The 17,038-nt window shown below is 72.7% G+C and carries 14 protein-coding genes; 3 read left to right on the top strand and 11 right to left on the bottom strand.

What is annotated here, in order from left to right; translation table 11 throughout:
• Window positions 1-108: 108 nt before the first annotated feature.
• The 9 genes from JOD95_RS13030 to JOD95_RS16740 form a co-directional block, all read right to left on the bottom strand.
• Window positions 109-993 carry an NAD(P)H-hydrate dehydratase gene (locus tag JOD95_RS13030; RefSeq protein WP_209685352.1) on the bottom strand — a complete coding sequence of 295 codons (885 nt, stop codon included), beginning with the start codon at window positions 991-993 and terminating at the stop codon, window positions 109-111.
• Window positions 983-1,723 (bottom strand): histidine phosphatase family protein, encoded by a 741-nt coding sequence (locus JOD95_RS13025; RefSeq protein ID WP_209685350.1) that lies wholly within the window; start codon window positions 1,721-1,723, stop codon window positions 983-985. Before JOD95_RS13025 ends, JOD95_RS13030 begins: the two co-directional genes overlap by 11 nt.
• Window positions 1,724-1,864: 141 nt before the next feature.
• Window positions 1,865-2,824, bottom strand: coding sequence for a hypothetical protein (locus JOD95_RS13020; RefSeq protein ID WP_209685348.1), 960 nt, complete (start codon window positions 2,822-2,824; stop codon window positions 1,865-1,867).
• 383 nt (window positions 2,825-3,207) lie between these two features.
• A complete protein-coding gene (locus tag JOD95_RS13015; RefSeq protein WP_209685347.1) occupies window positions 3,208-6,336 on the bottom strand; it encodes a glycoside hydrolase family 38 C-terminal domain-containing protein in 3,129 nt (1,042 codons plus the stop codon).
• 61 nt (window positions 6,337-6,397) lie between these two features.
• On the bottom strand, window positions 6,398-7,297 hold the full coding sequence (locus tag JOD95_RS13010; protein ID WP_081985110.1) for a carbohydrate ABC transporter permease: 900 nt from the start codon (window positions 7,295-7,297) through the stop codon (window positions 6,398-6,400).
• A gap of 2 nt (window positions 7,298-7,299) precedes the next feature.
• Window positions 7,300-8,250, bottom strand: a complete 951-nt coding sequence (locus JOD95_RS13005) for a carbohydrate ABC transporter permease (RefSeq protein ID WP_081985112.1) — start codon at window positions 8,248-8,250, stop codon at window positions 7,300-7,302.
• Between the two features lie 103 nt (window positions 8,251-8,353).
• The gene (locus JOD95_RS13000; protein WP_066656825.1) at window positions 8,354-9,718 is read right to left on the bottom strand and encodes an extracellular solute-binding protein; all 1,365 of its coding nucleotides are present in this window, start codon (window positions 9,716-9,718) and stop codon (window positions 8,354-8,356) included.
• A gap of 379 nt (window positions 9,719-10,097) precedes the next feature.
• Complete coding sequence (locus JOD95_RS12995; protein WP_066656827.1) at window positions 10,098-10,940, bottom strand: PhzF family phenazine biosynthesis protein; 843 nt, start codon at window positions 10,938-10,940, stop codon at window positions 10,098-10,100.
• Window positions 10,941-11,079: 139 nt separating this feature from the next.
• Window positions 11,080-13,635: a lamin tail domain-containing protein gene (locus JOD95_RS16740; RefSeq protein ID WP_209685345.1), complete on the bottom strand. Its 2,556-nt coding sequence runs from the start codon at window positions 13,633-13,635 to the stop codon at window positions 11,080-11,082.
• A 160-nt stretch (window positions 13,636-13,795) separates the two neighbouring features.
• Between JOD95_RS16740 and JOD95_RS12985 the strand changes: the two genes are divergently transcribed.
• Complete coding sequence (locus tag JOD95_RS12985) at window positions 13,796-14,224, top strand: hypothetical protein (protein WP_209685343.1); 429 nt, start codon at window positions 13,796-13,798, stop codon at window positions 14,222-14,224.
• 165 nt (window positions 14,225-14,389) lie between these two features.
• Here JOD95_RS12985 and JOD95_RS12980 read toward each other — a convergent pair whose 3' ends face one another.
• Window positions 14,390-15,640, bottom strand: a complete 1,251-nt coding sequence (locus JOD95_RS12980; protein ID WP_066656834.1) for an ROK family transcriptional regulator — start codon at window positions 15,638-15,640, stop codon at window positions 14,390-14,392.
• 98 nt (window positions 15,641-15,738) lie between these two features.
• Here JOD95_RS12980 and JOD95_RS12975 point away from each other — a divergent pair, with 98 nt between their 5' ends.
• Together JOD95_RS12975 and JOD95_RS12970 are read left to right on the top strand one after the other, a co-directional pair.
• A complete protein-coding gene (locus tag JOD95_RS12975) occupies window positions 15,739-16,194 on the top strand; it encodes a GNAT family N-acetyltransferase (protein ID WP_066656837.1) in 456 nt (151 codons plus the stop codon).
• A gap of 6 nt (window positions 16,195-16,200) precedes the next feature.
• Window positions 16,201-16,581 (top strand): MGMT family protein, encoded by a 381-nt coding sequence (locus JOD95_RS12970; protein WP_066656839.1) that lies wholly within the window; start codon window positions 16,201-16,203, stop codon window positions 16,579-16,581.
• Window positions 16,582-16,585: 4 nt separating this feature from the next.
• Here the strand turns inward: JOD95_RS12970 and JOD95_RS12965 are convergent, their stop codons facing one another.
• On the bottom strand, window positions 16,586-17,008 hold the full coding sequence (locus JOD95_RS12965) for a DUF805 domain-containing protein (protein WP_209685342.1): 423 nt from the start codon (window positions 17,006-17,008) through the stop codon (window positions 16,586-16,588).
• Window positions 17,009-17,038: the final 30 nt, after the last annotated feature.

Here is a 17,038-nt window from a genome sequence, read left to right as displayed (position 1 = left end):
GGTCGGGCGTACCTGGTAGATCCGGGCGTACCTGGTCGTTCGGTTCCACCAGGGACACCCGTTCTGACCAGGTATCGCAGTCGTTCTGGGAAGGAACGAGCGCCGTCGTCAGCCGCCGAGCTCGACCAGGACCCGCGGGATCTCGGTCAACAGTTCGCTGGCGAGGTAGCCCAGTGGCCCGACCTGCACGGCGAGGCGGTCACCCGCGGCGGCGTGCACGTACGACGCCCAGGCGACGGCCTGTGCCGGCTCGGCACCGCGGGCGAGCAATCCGACCACCACACCCGACAACACGTCGCCGCTGCCGCTCGTCCCGAGCCCTCCGGAGCCGGTGCCCTTCACCCAGGCACGGCCGTCCGGCGCCGCGATGACGTCGGACAGCGCGACCACGGCGCCGTACCGCTCGGCGATCTCCCGGGCGTCGGCGACGTCGTCGTCCCCGCAGTCCCGACCCAGCAGCCGCTCGGCCTCACCGCTGTTCGGCGTGAGGACGAGACGACCGCGCAACGGCCTGAGCCGGTCCTCGACGTCCGCCGCGACGCCGAGCGCGAAGGCGTCCAGCACGACGAAGGTGTCCGGACCGACCGCGTCCGCGATGCCCGCGACGAGGTCCCGAGCGCCGTCCGGTTCGTCCAGCCCGGGACCGACCAGCACCGCGTCGGCAGCACCGGCCGTGTCGAGCACGGCATCGATCGCGCCGACGGCGACGTGTCCGCCGTCGTCCTCGGCGAGCGGGACCACGCCCGACTCGGGCACGGCGACCGCGACCTGGTTCGCCACGCTCGACCCGACCGCCAGGGACAGTCGGCCTGCTCCGACCCGCAGTGCGGCGAGCGCCGACAGCATGGCGGCACCCGGGGTGTGGGCGGCGCCGCCGACGACGAGGACCTGTCCCCGGCCGTACTTGCCGGCGCCGGCGTCGGGCAGCGCCCACTCGCGGAGGACGTTCGGCGTGATGTGCTGCGGTGCTGCAGGCTCCTGGTCAGTCGACACGGGCGTCGTCCTTCCGGCCGCTGTGCTCGGTGACCTCGTCGTCGTCGAGGTGCCCCACCGCGGAGAACTCCTCGAGCGTCCAGGGGGCACCGGGCCCGTCGCGGTGCAGTCGTGTCAGGGAGGCGTTCGCGACCGTGTGGTCCTCGGCGAACGCCATGAGGGCGTGTTCGTCGAGGTCGAGGCAGACCGCGACGGCGAGCATCACCACGGCGTCGTGCGCGGCGACGAGCAGTCGTTCGGTGCCCTCGAGCCGGTCGACGTCCGTCAGCACGGTGCGGAGGCGGAGCATCACGTCCGCCCAGGACTCCCCGCCGGCGGGACGGTGGTAGTACTTGCCGAGCCACTGTCGTCGGCGTTCCTCGTCCGGGTACCGGTTCCGCACGCCGTCACGGGTGAGCAGGTCGAGGACGCCGAGCTCCCGGTCGCGCAGCCGCTCGTCGACGCGCTTCGGCGGCTCGGTCAGCCCGCCGGCCTCGAGCGCGATGCCGATCGTCTGCTGCGCCCGGCGGTACGGCGAGACCCAGAGGGCGACCGGGACGTCGTCGACGCCGCGGTCGGCGAGCTCCTGCCCGAGCGCTCGGGACTGTTCCTCCCCCAACGGACTGAGCGGGACGTCGGCGTCGCGGTGGCCGACCTCGATGACGTCCGCGCCCTCGGCTTCGGCTCTGGCGGCGGCGACGTTCGCGGTCGACTCCCCGTGCCGGACGAGCCAGATCTCGGTGACAGCCATGGGCGCGACGCTAACCGCGGGCCCCTGGGTCGGCTCCCGGCCACGTCGTCGTCGAGCTGCGGCGCGCTCGGGCCGCTGCGCGCGTGCCTGCAGATCAAGCCGCTCCGGGCCGTGCGCTCCTCGATGCGCGTGCCTGCCGGGTCAGGCCGCCCCGGGCCGTGCGCTCCTCGACGGTCGGACCGGGCACGGTAGTCCCGCGGCCCGGAAGCGTCGGACCAGCCCATCGAGGTCGAACAGGTCGCGCCACTCGAGCCGGACGATCGTCCGCACGCCGGGCACGGTCAGCAACTGCTCGTGCCGCCGCTTCTCGTCGAGGAACACCTCGGTGGGGCTCCGACCCGCGAGGTACCGCTCCTGCGTGTACTTCGCTCGACCGTCGATCTCGACGACCACACCCTGGTCCGCGAACCAGAAGTCCACCGTGAACCGTCTCCCGCCGACCACGAACTCCTGCTGCAGGACCGGCCCTGGCAGCCCGAGCTCGAGGAACACCACCCGCGCGAAGGACTCGGCGACCGATCCGGCGCGCCCGTCTGCGAGGCCGAGCACGTGCTCCGCTCGACGGTGCCCGCGTGCTCGGGGGTCGACCGCCGCCAGGAGCTCCGCCGCTCCGGTCCCGGCTCGCACCGCAGCGTCCGCCACGACCACCGCGGTGCGCAGGTCGTCCTGCATCGCGATGTCGACGACGGTGCGGGGCACGGTCGTCACCCGGATCCCGTCGGCCGCCACTAGCTCGTCGCCACGAACGGGACGCGTGTGCAGGACGAGGTCCCGCGTCCGCCCGCGGTACATCGTCTCGGGCACGGTCGCGTGCACGGGGACCTGCCAGCCGCCCAGGGCCGGGAGCCCGAGGACCGCAGCCGCCGACACGTGCGAGGCGACCGCCGCGGTACCGATCCGCCCGAGCCGTGCATGGACACGGGTCACGTAGCGCTGCCGAGGCCCCGCAGCGTCCCAGCGGGCGCCCTCGACGAAGGCGTTCGGGCCGACGCGGATCAACCGGTCAGCGCCGCTCGATCGTGCGCGGCGGCGCAGGGTCGTCGGGTCACACGCGATCTCGCGTGCCGGTCCCGCACGGAGGATGGGGAGTGGACGTTCCATGCCGCGATCGTGCCCGGTCTCCACGCGCCGACGGGTGCCGATCGTGGCAACTGTGGACGAGCCTCCAGTCCGGTCGCCCTGTGCAGGACGCTCGTTCCTTCCCAGAACAGGTGCGGTACCAAGCGTTTCCGGGCGTACCTGGTCGGAACGGAAGACCAGGTACGCCCGGATCGACCAGGTGTGCCCGATTCCGCGCGGCGGGGGCGGGGCGAGGGCGGGGGCGGAGCGGGGCGTAGCGCCCCGGGCCAGCGCGGCACAGCCCGGTGCGCGCGACGCGGCGCCGGGGGAACGCACCCGTGCTCCCCCGGCGCCGCTGTCTCTCCGTCGGCCCCGCTGCCACGGGCCCGACGCCGCCGCCCCGCTGCCACGGGGTCGGCGTGGCCTCAGGCCCGCCGCACCCGCAGCGTGACGATCTCGAACGGGCGCAGGGTGAGCACGACGGGTTCCCCGGCCGCCCACGTCCCCGAGCCGAGCGGCCGCTCGAGCAGGTCCACGGCCTCCGCCGAAGCGACGTCGAACCCGAACGACACCCCGACGTCCGACGCCCGACCGCCCGAGGCCTCGTAGAGCCGCACGACGACGTCGCCGGAGCGGTCCTCGGCGAGCTTCACGGCCTCGACGAGCACCTGGGGCGAGGACACGACGACCAGCGGCGACACGTCGGCCGATCCCGACCCCGGCACGGACCGCACCGGCAGGTTGAGCCGGTACCCGGAGTCCGCCGCGTCGAGCACGGACTCCCCGACGCGCAGCACCGTCCGGAAGACGTGGTGCCCCTGGTCGGCGTGCGGGTCCGGGAACGTCGGCGCGCGCAGCAGGGACTCCCGCACCAGCGTCGTCGTCCCGCCGTCGGCCCGGGTCGAGCGGGTGATGTCGTGCCCGTACGTGGAGTCGTTCGCCACCGCGACCCCGAAACCGGGCTCTGCGACGTGCACCCACCGGTGCGCGGCGGTCTCGAAGCGCGCCATGTCCCACGAGGTGTTCTGGTGCGTCGGCCGGTCGATGTGCCCGAACTGGATCTCGCTCGACGCGACGGACGCCCGGACGTCGAGCGGGAACGCGAGCTTGAGGAGCTTCTGCTGCTCGTGCCACTCGACCTCGGTCTCGACGTGCAGCTCCGGCTGCCCGGCGACGGCCGAGTACCGGGTGGTCACCGACGACGAGCCGAAGGGACGCGTCACGACGAGCGCATCGCCGACCACCTCGACGGAGGCCGCCGCCAGCACGGTCCCGCTGCGCTGGTAGGCGCGGTCGATGTCCCACGCCTCCCACTGGTTCGGGGTGTCGCGGAACACCGTGTACTGCGCGGCGGCAGCGCCGGGCGCGATCGCGTCGCGTCCGGTCGCGTGGTCGACGAACGACACGACGTGGCCCTCCGCGTCGACGGTCGCGGTGACGACACCGGTGTCGAGGACGAAGCGGTCACCGCTCCGGACGGGAGGCACGGCCTCCGTCTCCGACACGGCGGAACCACCCAGGGCGGTCACCCCGCCCGCTGCGACCGGCGAGGCGTTGAAGCGCACGACCGTCCCGTCATCGGCGCTGCCCCCGGTCCCGGCGGCACCCGGACCACGCGGAGCGTCGAGCGGCGCCCCACCGTCCCCGGCGAAGGCGGTCGCCGACGCCCCGACCCCGGCGAGCGCCGGCGCACCACCGCTCGCGAGCGTGGTCGTCGAGGCACCGATGAGTTCCTCGAGCACCTCCGCCACCCGGGCGTACTCGGCCTCGGCGTTCTCGTACACCCACGCGATCGACGACCCCGGCAGGATGTCGTGGAACTGCTGCAGGAGCACGGTGTGCCAGACGGACTCGAGCTCGTCGTACGGGTACTCGGCGCCGAGTCGCACGGCTGCGGTGGCCGCCCAGAGCTCGGCCTCGCGGAGCAGGTGCTCGGAGCGCCGGTTGCCCTGCTTCGTGCGGATCTGCGACGTGTAGGTGCCGCGGTGGAACTCGAGGTACATCTCCCCCGACCACACGGCGGGCTCCGGCAGGACGCGCTCGAGCTCCTCGAAGACCTGGGCGGGGGTGCCGAGGTCGACCCGCGGCGAGCCGTCGAGGTCGTGCTGGCGCCGTGCTGCCGCGACCATCTCGCGGGTGGGTCCGCCACCGCCGTCGCCGAACCCGTAGAGCAGCATCGACGTGTTCGCGACGCCGCGCTCCTTGTTCCCGCGCTCGCCGCGGTGCAGGTCGGCCGCCGAGACGTCCGAGTTGTAGGTGTCCGCCGGGGGCAGGTGCGTCAGGACGCGCGAGCCGTCGATGCCCTCCCAGTGGAAGGACGTGTGCGGGATGACGTTCGTCTCGTTCCACGAGGGCTTCTGCGTGACGAACCACTTCGACCCGGCGGCGCGGACGATCTGCGGCAGGGCTCCGGTGTAGCCGAACGAGTCGGGCAGCCAGGCCTCGGGGGTGTCGATGCCGAACTCCTCGAGGAAGAGCCGCTTGCCCGCGACGAACTGGCGGGCCAGGGCCTCACCGCCGGGCAGGTTCGTGTCCGACTCGACCCACATGCCCCCGACCGGGATCCACCGCCCCTCGGCGACGCGCTGCTTGATGCGCGCCCAGATCGACGGGTAGCCGTCACGGATCCAGGCGTACTGCTGCGCCGACGAGCAGGCGAAGGTGAAGTCGGGGTCCTGGTCCATCAGGTCGAGCACGTTCGAGAACGTGCGCGCGCACTTGCGGATCGTCTCGCGGACGGGCCAGAGCCAGGCGGAGTCGATGTGGGCGTGCCCGACGGCGACGGCGCGCCCGGCGGACCCGGCCGCCCCCACGGCGAGCAGCGGCGCGAGCACCTCGCGGGTCGCGGCAGCGCTGCCGGCGACGTCGTCGGGGTCGAGGGCGTCCGCCGCACGTTCGAGCCCGCGCAGGATGTCCGCGCCCCGGGTGCCGTCGGTCGGCAGCTCGGCCATGAGTCCGCGGAGCACCCAGACGTCCTGCTGCAGCTCCCACACGGTGTCGTCCCGCTCGACGAGCTCCAGCGCGCGCAGGCGGTAGATCGGCTCGGTGCCGGCGGTGGTCTTCGAGCCGAGCGGGGTCGCCCCCTGGAAGTCGTCACCGCCGATGTCCGGGTTCGCGGCGGCCTCGACGTAGACCTCGAACGTGCCGCCGGGGCCGACCTCGACGGGCACGGTGTCGTTCCGCGGTTCGATGCCCTTGATCGTGGAGCCGTCGGTGCGCCAGGCGAGCCCCTCGGCCTGGAACCCGGGCTGCCGCTTCGAGAAGCCGAGGTCCACCCGGAGCTCGACGGTGGTGCCGGGGTCGACGCCGAAGTCCTCCGGCACGGTGCCGCGGACGCGGAACCAGGTGGTCCCCCACGGCCGCGCTCCCCAGGCGTCACCGACGCGGAACGGCGTGTACTCGGCTGCGACGGCCTCGGCGAACGGCACCGGTTCGTCCGGCACCTGCCAGGCGTCGACGGTGACCGGCGCCGAGCGACGGTGCACGGCGGGGTCGATGCGGTCCCGGACGAGACGGGCGATCCGAGCTTCGACGAGGGGTTCGTCGTGGTGCATGGAGGTGGTTCCTTTCCAGCAGGGACGGTCGGGCGTGGTGCCCGGCGAGCGTGGGGCGCGGTCAGCCCTTGATGCCGCCGGCGAGGGCGTTGCCCCCACCGAGGCCGCGGGACACGAGCACGTAGAGGGCGATGACCGGCACGGAGTACACGATCGAGAACGCGGCGAGCTGCCCGTAGGCGACGGCCCCGTTCTGCCCGAAGAAGTTGAAGATGCTCACCGCGGCGGGCACCTTGTCGGGCGAGAGCAGCAGGACGAAGGGGACGAAGAAGTTCCCCCACGCCTGGATGAACACGAAGATGAACACGACGGCGATCCCCGGACGCATGAGCGGCACGACGATGCGCGTCAGCGTGGTGAACATCGAGGCGCCGTCCGTCCACGCCGCTTCCTCCAGCGAGATCGGTACCGAGTCCATGAAGTTCTTCGCCATCCAGATCGCCATCGGCAGGCTCGTGGCGGCGAGGAAGAAGATGCAGCCGTAGATGTTGTCGATGAGGTTGAGCGACACGAACAGCGCGTAGACGGGCACCATCATCGCGGTGATGGGCAGGCCGGTGCCGAACAGGATGCTGTACAGGAACGGCTTGTTGACCCGCATCTTGTACCGGGACAGCGGGTACGCGGCGAGGAGCGCCGCGACGACCGTCACCACCGCGGTGCCGCCGGAGAGCAGCAGGCTGTTCGCGAGCGGGATGAACGACAGCTCCGGGGTGAGCACCTGGGTGAAGTTGTCGAGCGTGAACTGCGACGGGATCTTCACGGACAGCGAGGCCTGGGCGTCGACGGAGGCGAGCACGAGCCAGAGCAGCGGCACCGCGAAGCACACGGCGATGACGAGCAGGACGATGTTCGACACCCAGCGGAGGGTGCGCCCCCGCGGAGAGGTCATGTGCAGGGCGCCCGGCGCGGTGACGGACCGGGTGGTGTCGGACACGGGACGGTCAGCGGTGAGGGCCATGGTCAGTCCACCTCCGGCTTCAGTGCCTTGATGTAGATGATCGAGAAGACCGCCCCCACCACGAGCAGGATGGTCGCGATCGCGGTCCCGAAGCCGAGCTGCGAGAACTGGAACGCCTCCTGGTACGCCAGGATCGGCAGGGTCGACGAGTTGGTGCCGGGTCCGCCGCCCGTCATCACGAAGATGAGGGTGAAGACCGACAGCGTCTGCAGTGTCGTGAGCATGAGGTTCGTCGAGATGGACCGACGGATCACCGGCAGCGTGATGTAGACGAGGCGCTGCCAGCCGGTGGCGCCGTCGACCTCGGCGGACTCGGTGATCTCCTCGGGGACCTCCTGCACGGCCGCCGAGTAGACGAGCATCGAGAACGCGGTACCGCGCCAGACGTTCGCCAGGATGACCGCGATCATCGGGTACGTGTAGAGCCAGTTCGGCCCGCTGATCCCGATGGAGGCGAGGAACGAGTTGAGCGTGCCCTCGTCGTGGAAGAAGGCGTACGCGGCGAACGAGGCGACGATCTCCGGCAGGACCCATGCCGCGACGACGAACGTGCCGACGACCGCGCGGACGACCTTGTTCGCGCTGCGCATGAGGAGCGCGAGACCGAGACCGAGCACGTTCTGCCCGACGACGGCGGACGCGAGCAGGAACACGATCGTCAGGACGACGGACTTCGGGAAGTCCGGGTCCTGGAACAGCTCGACGTAGTTCTGGAACCCGACGAACTGCTGGTTCGCGGCGTCGACGCCGGTCAGGGCCGCGTTGGTGAACGACCCGTAGAACGACGAGATGACCGGCCCGAGCAGGAAGATGACGAGGAGGACCACGGCGGGCAGGAGCGGGACGACCCGCGTCGCGTTCCGGAGAGGCCGCCGCTTGCGCGGCACGGGTGGTTCGGTGCGCTTCGGCGCGCCGGGCGCCGACAGCGTCGGCGCGAGAGGGGTGCTGGACACGTGGATGCCTTCCGGGTGCGGAGGGGTTCCGAAGGTGGGGTGGGTCGGACGGGAGGCGCGGTGCACGGGGTGATCCGCGCCTCCCGTCCGTCAGACGGTCACGTCACTGACCGGCAGCGACGGTGCCGTCCTTGCCGACGACGCCCTCGACGGCCTTGTCGTAGACGGCTGCGGCCTCGGACGGCGACTGCTGGCCGGTCATGACGGACTCCATCGCGACCTGGATGGCGTTCGACACCTGCGCGTACTCGCTCGTCGCCGGGCGGAAGTTGGTGTGCTCCACCAAGCCGGAGAAGAACTCGAACGTGGGGTTGGCGCCGGTGTACTCGGGGTCCTCGGCGACGTCCTTGCGGACGGCGATCTGGCTGTTCTCGGCGTCGTACTTGATGGAGCCGTCCTTGTCGAGGAACATCGTGATGAAGTCGAACGCGGCCTGCGGGTCCTTCGACTTCGCACCGACCGAGAGCGTCCACCCGCCGGACATCGAGTTGTACCCGGGCTCCTGGCCGTTCTGGGTCGGGAAGGGCGCCTGCCCCATCACGTCGTTCCACTCCTTCCACGGAGCGGTGCCCGTCTCGAGCCACGTGCCCGACTGCCACGAGCCGTCGAGGTCGATGGCGAGCTTGCCCTCGGGCAGCCACGTCTGCGTGATCGTGGTGCCGATGTTCGTGTCGAGCGCCTGCTGCGGGGTGGGGCCGAGGTCACCCTGGTAGACGTCCTCGATGAACTGCAGCGAGTCCTCGAACTGCTTCGACCCGACGACCCACTTGCCGTCCTGGTAGAGCGTGTTGCCGTCACCGTCCGCGCCGTAGAGCAGCATCTCGAAGCCCTGCATGGTCGAGGCTTCGCCCTGTGCCTTGCCGGAGTAGATGTTGAACGGGATGACGTCCGGGTCCTGCTCCTTGATGGTCTTCGCCGCGGCGAGCACGTCGTCCCAGGTCTTCGGCTCCCACGGGACCGGCAGGCCGACCTTCTCGAAGATGTCCTTGTTGTACCAGAGCGCGCGGGTGTCGGTGCCCATCGGGACGCCGTAGATCTTGCCGTCCTCGCCCTCGCCGGCCTGCTTGGCGTTGTCGTAGAACTGGTCCCACTCGTCCCACTTCTCCGTGTACTGGTCGATCGGCAGCAGGTACCCGGCGTCGGCGTCCGCCTTGATGCGGAAGGTGTCCTCGTAGATGACGTCGGGGGCGGTCGCGGGGGCGCGGTTCATGAGGGCGAGCTTCGTGGCGTAGTCGTCCTCCTGCGCCTGGATCGGGACGAGCTCGACCTTCTTGCCGGGGTTGGCCTTCTCGTACTCCTGCTTGACGACCTTCATCTGGGCGTCGAGCTGCTGGAAGGCACCGAACTTCTGGTAGGCGATCTTGATCGTGTCGCTCGAGGCAGAGCCCGAGCTGGAACAACCCGCCAGCCCGACCGCGGCGGCTGCCACGGCTGCGAGTCCGGCGATGATTCGGGTGCGGCGTTTCATCGGTGCTCCTTTGCACGGGATGTCCGCGGGCTCCGTCACCCGCGCGCAGGATTAGTACAACGGATGGACTTATTCGTGTCAAGCACTTTCCGTCACGGGTCGGCAACGGCCCCGCGGGCGCAGGGTGGTCCCGTGCGCGCCGGGGCCCGCGGCGTCCGCGCGGGCTCGAAGCTGTCGCGCGTGCCCGGTCGGAACGGGCGTACCTGGTCGGAACGGGCGTACCTGGTCGGAACGGGCGTACCTGGTCTGCCGGAACGACCAGGTACGCCCGGAAGCGCCAGGCATCGCAGGCGTCAGGGGAAGGAACGGGCGCCCGAGCATCGCGGGCGTCAGGGGGAGGAACGGGCGCCCGGCGTCGCGCGCAGGCGGTGCCGCCGGGTCAGGCGATGGGGGTGGCGCCGCCGGTCACCGTGATGCCGCCGGACTCGGGCACGTCGACGAGCAGCACGCTCGGACGCCCGACGTGTCGACCCTGCCGGATCACCACGCGTGCCCCGGGCGACACCGCGCCGACCGCGCGCAGGTACGCACCGGTCGAGGCCGCCGCCGAGCCCGTCGCCGGGTCCTCGGTGATCCGGCCGGCGGGGAAGAGGTTCCGCGCCTCGAACTCGAGCGGACCCGTCCGGTGCAGGACGGTGACGGTGCCCTCCCACCCGTACTCCCGCTTGAGTGCGGCGAGCGCGGCGGGGTCGAAGCGGAACTGGTGGAAGAGCTCCACGTCGGCGAGCACGACCACGGGGTGCCGGTTGCCGGCGGAGGACTCGAGCACGGGGAACCCCTCGGCGACGTCACCGTCGACGAGCCCGAGCACGGCGGCGAGCCGCTCCCACCGGACGGGATCGATCGGACGGGTCGACGGCTCGACGCTCGTCATCGCAACCTGGACACTGCCGTCGGGTGCGGTCGTGGCGTCGACCGCGATGTCCCCCGCGGCCGTCGAGAACACCCGGGCCCCGGTCCCCTCGCGCTCGGCGAGCACGACGGCGGTGGCGACGGTGGCGTGTCCGCAGAAGGGGACCTCGGCGGCCGGCGAGAAGTAGCGCACCCGTGCGCCGTCCGGCGTCCGCGCGACCACGAAGGCGGTCTCCGGGTACGCCACCTCCTGCGCGACCGCGAGCATCTCGTCGTCGGTCATCCCCTCGGCGTCGAGCACGATCCCCGCGGGGTTGCCGCCCCCGGGCTCGGCGGCGAAGGCGGTGTAGCGGAGGACCTCGGAGCGCATCCCCCGACGCTACCGCGGAGCCACCGACGCCATCGCGGTGCTGGGACGCCATCGCGGAGGCACCGACGCCCCCGCGCGGGACACCGACGCCCCCCGCCGTCCGGTGGGACGACGGGGGCGTCGGTCGGGTCGTGCAGCGTCAGGCCGGCGAGCCGACCGTCCGACGACGGCGTGCCACGAGGACACCCGCACCGGCTGCCAGGAGCAGGAGCGCCGCGGCGATCCCACCGCCCAGCTCGGCACCGGTGAACGCGAGCGACCCCGTCGCGGGGTCGATCGTGATCCCGGTCCACCCGAGCACCGTGCCGTCGAACGCGGCCACCGCGATGCGGTGCTGCCCTGCCGGGACGTCGGCGGGGACGGCCACCGTCACCGTGCCGTCCGCGACGACGACCGGCGTCCCGAGGAGTCGTGGCTCGGAGAACAGCCAGACCGCGACGCGCTCCCCGGCGTACCGCGTCCCGACGTCGATCGTCAGCGAGCTGCCCGCACGGACGTTCGACGGCGCGGAGACCGAGGCACGGTTCCCGTCGACGAGCGCCGAGACGTCCGGCGCGACCGGAGCCGCGGGCGCCGCCGGACCCGGAGTCGTCGGGCCAGGAGTCGTCGGGACCGGGGCCGGGCTGCTGCCACCCGTGCCCGGAGCCGGGGTGCTGCCGCCGCCGTCACCCGGCGCGGGCGTCTCCCCGCCACCGGGCGCAGGCGCCTGCCCGTCACCCGGCGCAGGCGCCTCCCCGTCACCCGGCGCAGGAATCCCGCCATCGCCGTCACCCGGCTCCTCCACCGCGTCGCACGGGTACGTCCCGGCGCGCAGCGAAGCGCCGTTCGTGTCGTTGTCGTCGGCGTAGAAGGTCGCCCGAGCACCGTCCACGCAGCGCCCCGAGATCGCGAAGCCCTCGTTGGCGAGCGTCCGGTCGGCGTTCGCCGGGGCCTCGTACAGCGTCGCGAGCGTGAACGCCCCGTCCTGCACGTCGAACAGCGCGGTGCGGCCGGAGCACGCCTCGTCGCACACGACCCAGAGCGCGTCGAGCGTCGGGTCGAACTGCACCTCGGCGACGAGTGAGAACGGCGTCGCGATCGTGGCCACGCGCTGGGACGAGCCGTCGTCCATCAGCGCGTAGGCGTACACGCTCGCCGTGCCCTCGACGCCGACGAGGAAGAGCCCCTCGCCGTGCCCCGGGTACGCGGCGGGCGCGTAGGTCGCACCGGTGTGCTGGTCGACGAACCCGCGGGACGTCAGCCACGCGTCGGGCACCCAGGTCACGCCCTCGAGCCCGGCGTTCGCGCCCAGGCCCGGGAAGTCCGCGGCGAGGTCCCACTCGTCCGTGGCGCGCAGGACCGACTCGGAGCCGTCCGTGGTCGCGAAGCGCAGCACGGCGGGGCGGCTCACCTTCGACACGTCGTTGTCGCGCTCGGTCGACACGTACACCGCGCCGGGGTCGTCGGCCGTGACGGTGACGCCCTCGGCGTCGGGCGTTCCGGTGCCGTCGGCGTAGCGCAGGTCGACGCCCGCGGTGTTCGTCGGAGCCCAGCCACCCCGGCCGTCCGGGACGAGGTGGTACAGCAGCCCGTCCCCGTTCTGCACGGCCCAGAGCTGCCCGTCCTGCGAGGAGGCGGAGGACGTCCAGTCGAGGCCGCTCAGGTCACCGGTGAAGGTGTCCTCGGCGTCCAGGACGGTCTCGTCCGGGCCGCCGGGCCACGCCTCGGCGGTGACGACGCCGGCGAAGCGGTTCGTCGAGCCCTTCGTCGGCTCGGCCGTCTCGGCGAACGCGCCGGTGCCGTCGGGGTTCCGGCCGTACGTGGTCGCGGCGTGCGCGGTCCACGAGTACTCGTCGACCAGGACGCCGCGGGCATCCGAGAGCCGCACACCGTCGGCCTTCCCGAGCCCGAAGCCGAACCCGGCCCCGGCCCCGGTCCCGGTCCCGGTCCCGGCCCCGGCCCCAGGAGCGGTATCGGCGTCCGCACCGGCCTGCGCCTCGTCGAGCACGGTGAACCCGCCCGGCGCGACGGTGGTACCGGCGGGGACCGTCCACACGTGGTCGTCCTCGCTGTCCCGCAGCACGTACCCGCCGAGGTCGACCGTGGTCGTCCCGACGTTCGTCAGCTCCACCCAGTCACCCGGGATGCCGCCCTGCGACTCGACCTCGTTGATGCGGACGGGCGACGAGCAGTCGTTCGGTCCGCCCTTCGTCGACGCGGTCGTGTCCACGAGCGTGCCGGAGCCGTCCGGGCAGCTGCCGTACGTCACGGCGGCGTGCGTCGTCCACGCGTACCGCAGCGTCAGCGTGCCGGAGGCGTCGTACAGCCGCACCGAGTCGGCACCGCCGAGCCCGAAGTCGAAGCCCGACCGGGTGGTGGTCTCCTGGTCGACGACGAGGTACCCGCCGGCGGCGATCGTCGAGCCCTGCGGCAGCGTGTACGCCGTGTGCGACGAGTCGGAGTCGAGGAAGCGCCAGCCGCTCAGGTCGATCGCGACGGACGAGGTGTTCACCAGCTCGACCCAGTCGGTGTCGTCGGCGTTCGACTCCACCTCGTTGATCGCGAGCCCGGTGGCGGGGCCGGTGGTGACGCGGGCGCCGACGGTCGGGTCGTCGTCACCGACCGCGGCGACGGCGGGGGTCGCGGTCAGCACGCCGGCGGCGAGGGCGATGCCCGTCGCGAGGCCGGCACCGAGCCGCAGGGCGGGGGTGTGCATGCAGGGTCCTTCTCGGGGAGGTCAGGGGGACCTGCACGACTGTTCAGCATCCCGGCGTCCGGCCGGTGGCTGCCGGGTGAACGACCGGTGCCGCGTCCTCCCAGCAGGCGTCAGGAGGATGGGAGCGACCACGCGAGCGCGTTCGGTCGGAGAGGGAACCGTGACGGACGACACCAGCAACACCGCACTGCAGTCGATGATCGAGCGTGCCGGGCAGATCACCGCCGAGGAGGCCGAGGCGCTCGACGTCGTCTGGAAGGCCGACGAGCAGATCGTGGTGCCGGAGGCGAGCGCCTCACTCGCGATCCAGGGCGGCGCCGACGGCCGGATGGTGACGAACGCCGACCTGCTGGCCGCGTGGAAGCACGCACTCGACGCCGCCGGCGAGGCCGGTCGCGTCGACGAGATCGAGGCGGCGCAGGAGGCCGGCAAGGCCGTCAAGCACGGCGGTGCACACCTCCGCGACCGCGCCGGGGCCGAGGAAGCGGTCCGCTCGGCGGTCCTCGCCACCGGCGTCCGCGACCTCCTGACGGACGAGGAGTACGACACGCTGACGGCGGCGTGGCGGAGGGTGCTCGGCGCGGCCTGACGGGACGTCGTCGGACGGGAGGCGCGGGGCGGACCGTCACCGCGCCTCCCGGTCGACGGACGACCGGACGGGAGGCGCGGGGCGGGCACGCCCAGGGCCTCCCGTCCGGCACGCGGTCACCGGCGGGTCGTCGGCCAGCCGCTCCTGTCGACCCGCGTCGACGGGTCAGCGGCGGATGAGCAGCGCGCTCGCGCGCGGTGACAGCGCCGCGTCGAGCACGAGGCACGCGGCGCCGACGGCCGCCACGTCCGCACCCCGCCCGCTGTCCACGACCGCGATCGGGTGCTTCGGGACGAGCAGCGGCGACCCCGTGATCGCGGCCCGCGCCGCCGGGAGGGCGACCGGGGCGATGCGGGACCAGAACGGTCCGCCGAAGACCACGCGGTCGACGTCGAGCAGGTTGACGATGACCACGACGGCCCGGCCCATGACGGTCCCGGCGTCGGCCGCGAGTCCCGAGGCGACCTCGTCGCCGGACGCGATCGCCTCGCCGAGGGAGTCCCAGGCCCGCTGCACGGCGGTGACGTCGTCCGCCCGAGCAGCGCCGGGCAGCCGGAGCCCGCGGTCCCGCGCGACCTCGACCAGCCGTGCCGGGGCGACCGCGGCCCCGACCTCACCCCGCGGACCGGAGCCGTCGGGGGTCCCCGCGAGCGCCCCCTGGTCGACCATGATGTGCCCGGCGTCGCCCGCGTTCGAGCCGGTACCGCGGACGGGTTCGTGGTCGACGACGAGCCCGACGCCGAAGCCCGTCCCGAAGTAGACGAAGGCGAAGTTCCGCGCCGAGGACTCCCCCGCCAGGAACATCTCGCCGACGACCGCCGCGGTGACGTCCTTCTCGAGCAGCACCGGGAAGCCGGTCGCCTCGGCGAGCGCGTCGCGCAGCGGCACGTCCCGCCAGCGGGGCAGGAACGGCGGGTCGAGCACGACGCCGGCGTCGACGTCGATCGGCCCGGGGCTCGCGATGCCGACGCCGAGCACGCTCTCCGCCGCGACACCGGCGTCCGCGACGAGGCCGTCGACGGCGGTCGCGATGGTCCGGACGACCTCGGCGGGGTCGTCCGCGGAGGGCGTCGACGTGGTGGTCTCGGCGACCACGCTGCCGGCGAGGTCGAGGAGCACGTACGTCACGACCGCGGGGTCGACGTGCACACCGACCGCGTACCGGCTCGTCGCCTCGAGCCGCAGGATCGTCCGGGGCTTCCCACGGCCGGCGACCACGGTGCCGGACTCGACGATCATGCCGGCCTCGATCAGGAAGCGCGTGACGTTCGACACCGTCTGGGCGCTCAGGCCCGTGCTCGCGGCGAGCTCCACACGGCTCAGCCCGTCGGGCGAGCGGCGGACGGCGTCGAGCACGACGGTGCGGTTGAAGCCGCCGATCGACGGCAGGTTCGCCCCGCGCCGATGCTCCGCCATGCCGCGACCCTACCGCCGCCCGTGCGCACGCAACGGTGCTGCAACGCTTCGCACGTCGTCCTGGCACCCGGACGGGGTGCACCGCTACCCTGAGCGGCATGACGGACCTCCGCCTCGAAGCCCTCTCCGCGTCGACCGCCGCCGCGGCCAACTCGCTGACGCTCAAGCCCGGGCAGGAGCAGTTCGTCCAGCCGACGACGTACGGCGTCGCCGAGTCCGACGTGAAGCCGAGCTCGGCGTGGACCCGCGTGGTGCTCGACGGGGACCGCGTGGTCGGGATGATCATCGGCACCTTCGACGAGGACAACAACGAGGAAGAGCTCCGCAGCGCGATCTGGCGCGTCAACGTCGCCGCCGACGCGCAGGGCCGCGGTGTCGGCCGCTTCGCGGTGCACGGTCTCGCGGACGAGGCCCGGAGCCGCGGGTTCGAGCGGCTCACGGTCGTGTACGAGCCGGGCGGCCACGGCGGCCCCGAGGCGTTCTTCCGCGCCCTCGGGTTCGAGGTCGTGCGTGAGACGCAGTACGGCGACCACTACGCCGTCCTCGCGCTCTGACCGGGCGTGGACGGAGCCGAGTCCGGACCCGAGCCGGACTCCGGGGCCGAGCCGGACTTCGGGGCCGCCGTCGCCGAGGTGGTCCGGCTGATCCCGGCGGGACACGTCATGACGTACGGCGACGTCGCCGCCGTCCTCGGGTCGCGGGCCGCTCGCGCCGTCGGCACGGTGATGGCCCGCGAGGGCGCCGACCTGCCGTGGTGGCGCGTGGTGCGCGCCGGCGGGCTGCCGCCCGTCCGGCACGAGGCGCGGGCCCTCGAGCACTACCGTGCCGAGGGCACGCCGCTCGTGGAACGGTCGTCAGCTGCGTCGGGCTCGTCGGCCTGGAGGATCGACGTGCGTCGGGCGCGCTGGTCACCCGCCACGGACGCCGACGACCCGTTCTGAGCGCTCAGTCGAAGCGCGAGCCCTTCGGGTTCGGCGGCAGCAGGAACATCACCAGCAGCACGAGCGAGCCGATGCCGACGACCACGTGCAGGAACTGCCAGAAGCCGGACAGGTTCGCGTCGTGCAGCCGACGGGCACCGAGGGCGAGCGACCCGATCAGTGTGGCCAGGCCCCAGAGCACGAACAGGTACGAGCCCACCGGGTTCTCGAGCACCGGGGTCCCGGGCGTGAACACCTGCGGGACGAGCTGGAGCACGAGCCCGATCACGGACGACGTCAGCCACCACCACCAGGCCTCGGAGCGGGAGGCCCGTCCGGTGAACACGGTGTACTTCCGCCAGAACCGTCGGACCGCCTCGGCGAAGGGTGCCCCGTAGAAGGGGTCGCGCAGGGCGACGCCGCCGGGCTGCACGCTGTCGTTGCTCATGGAGTCAGCAAACCACGTGCAGCCCGGTCC

Origin of the sequence: Curtobacterium sp. 1310, from assembly GCF_017834105.1 — a bacterium.
Taxonomy (GTDB): domain Bacteria; phylum Actinomycetota; class Actinomycetes; order Actinomycetales; family Microbacteriaceae; genus Curtobacterium.
Note: the sequence above shows the minus strand (reverse complement) of the source record. Positions and strands in the feature narration are given on the sequence as shown.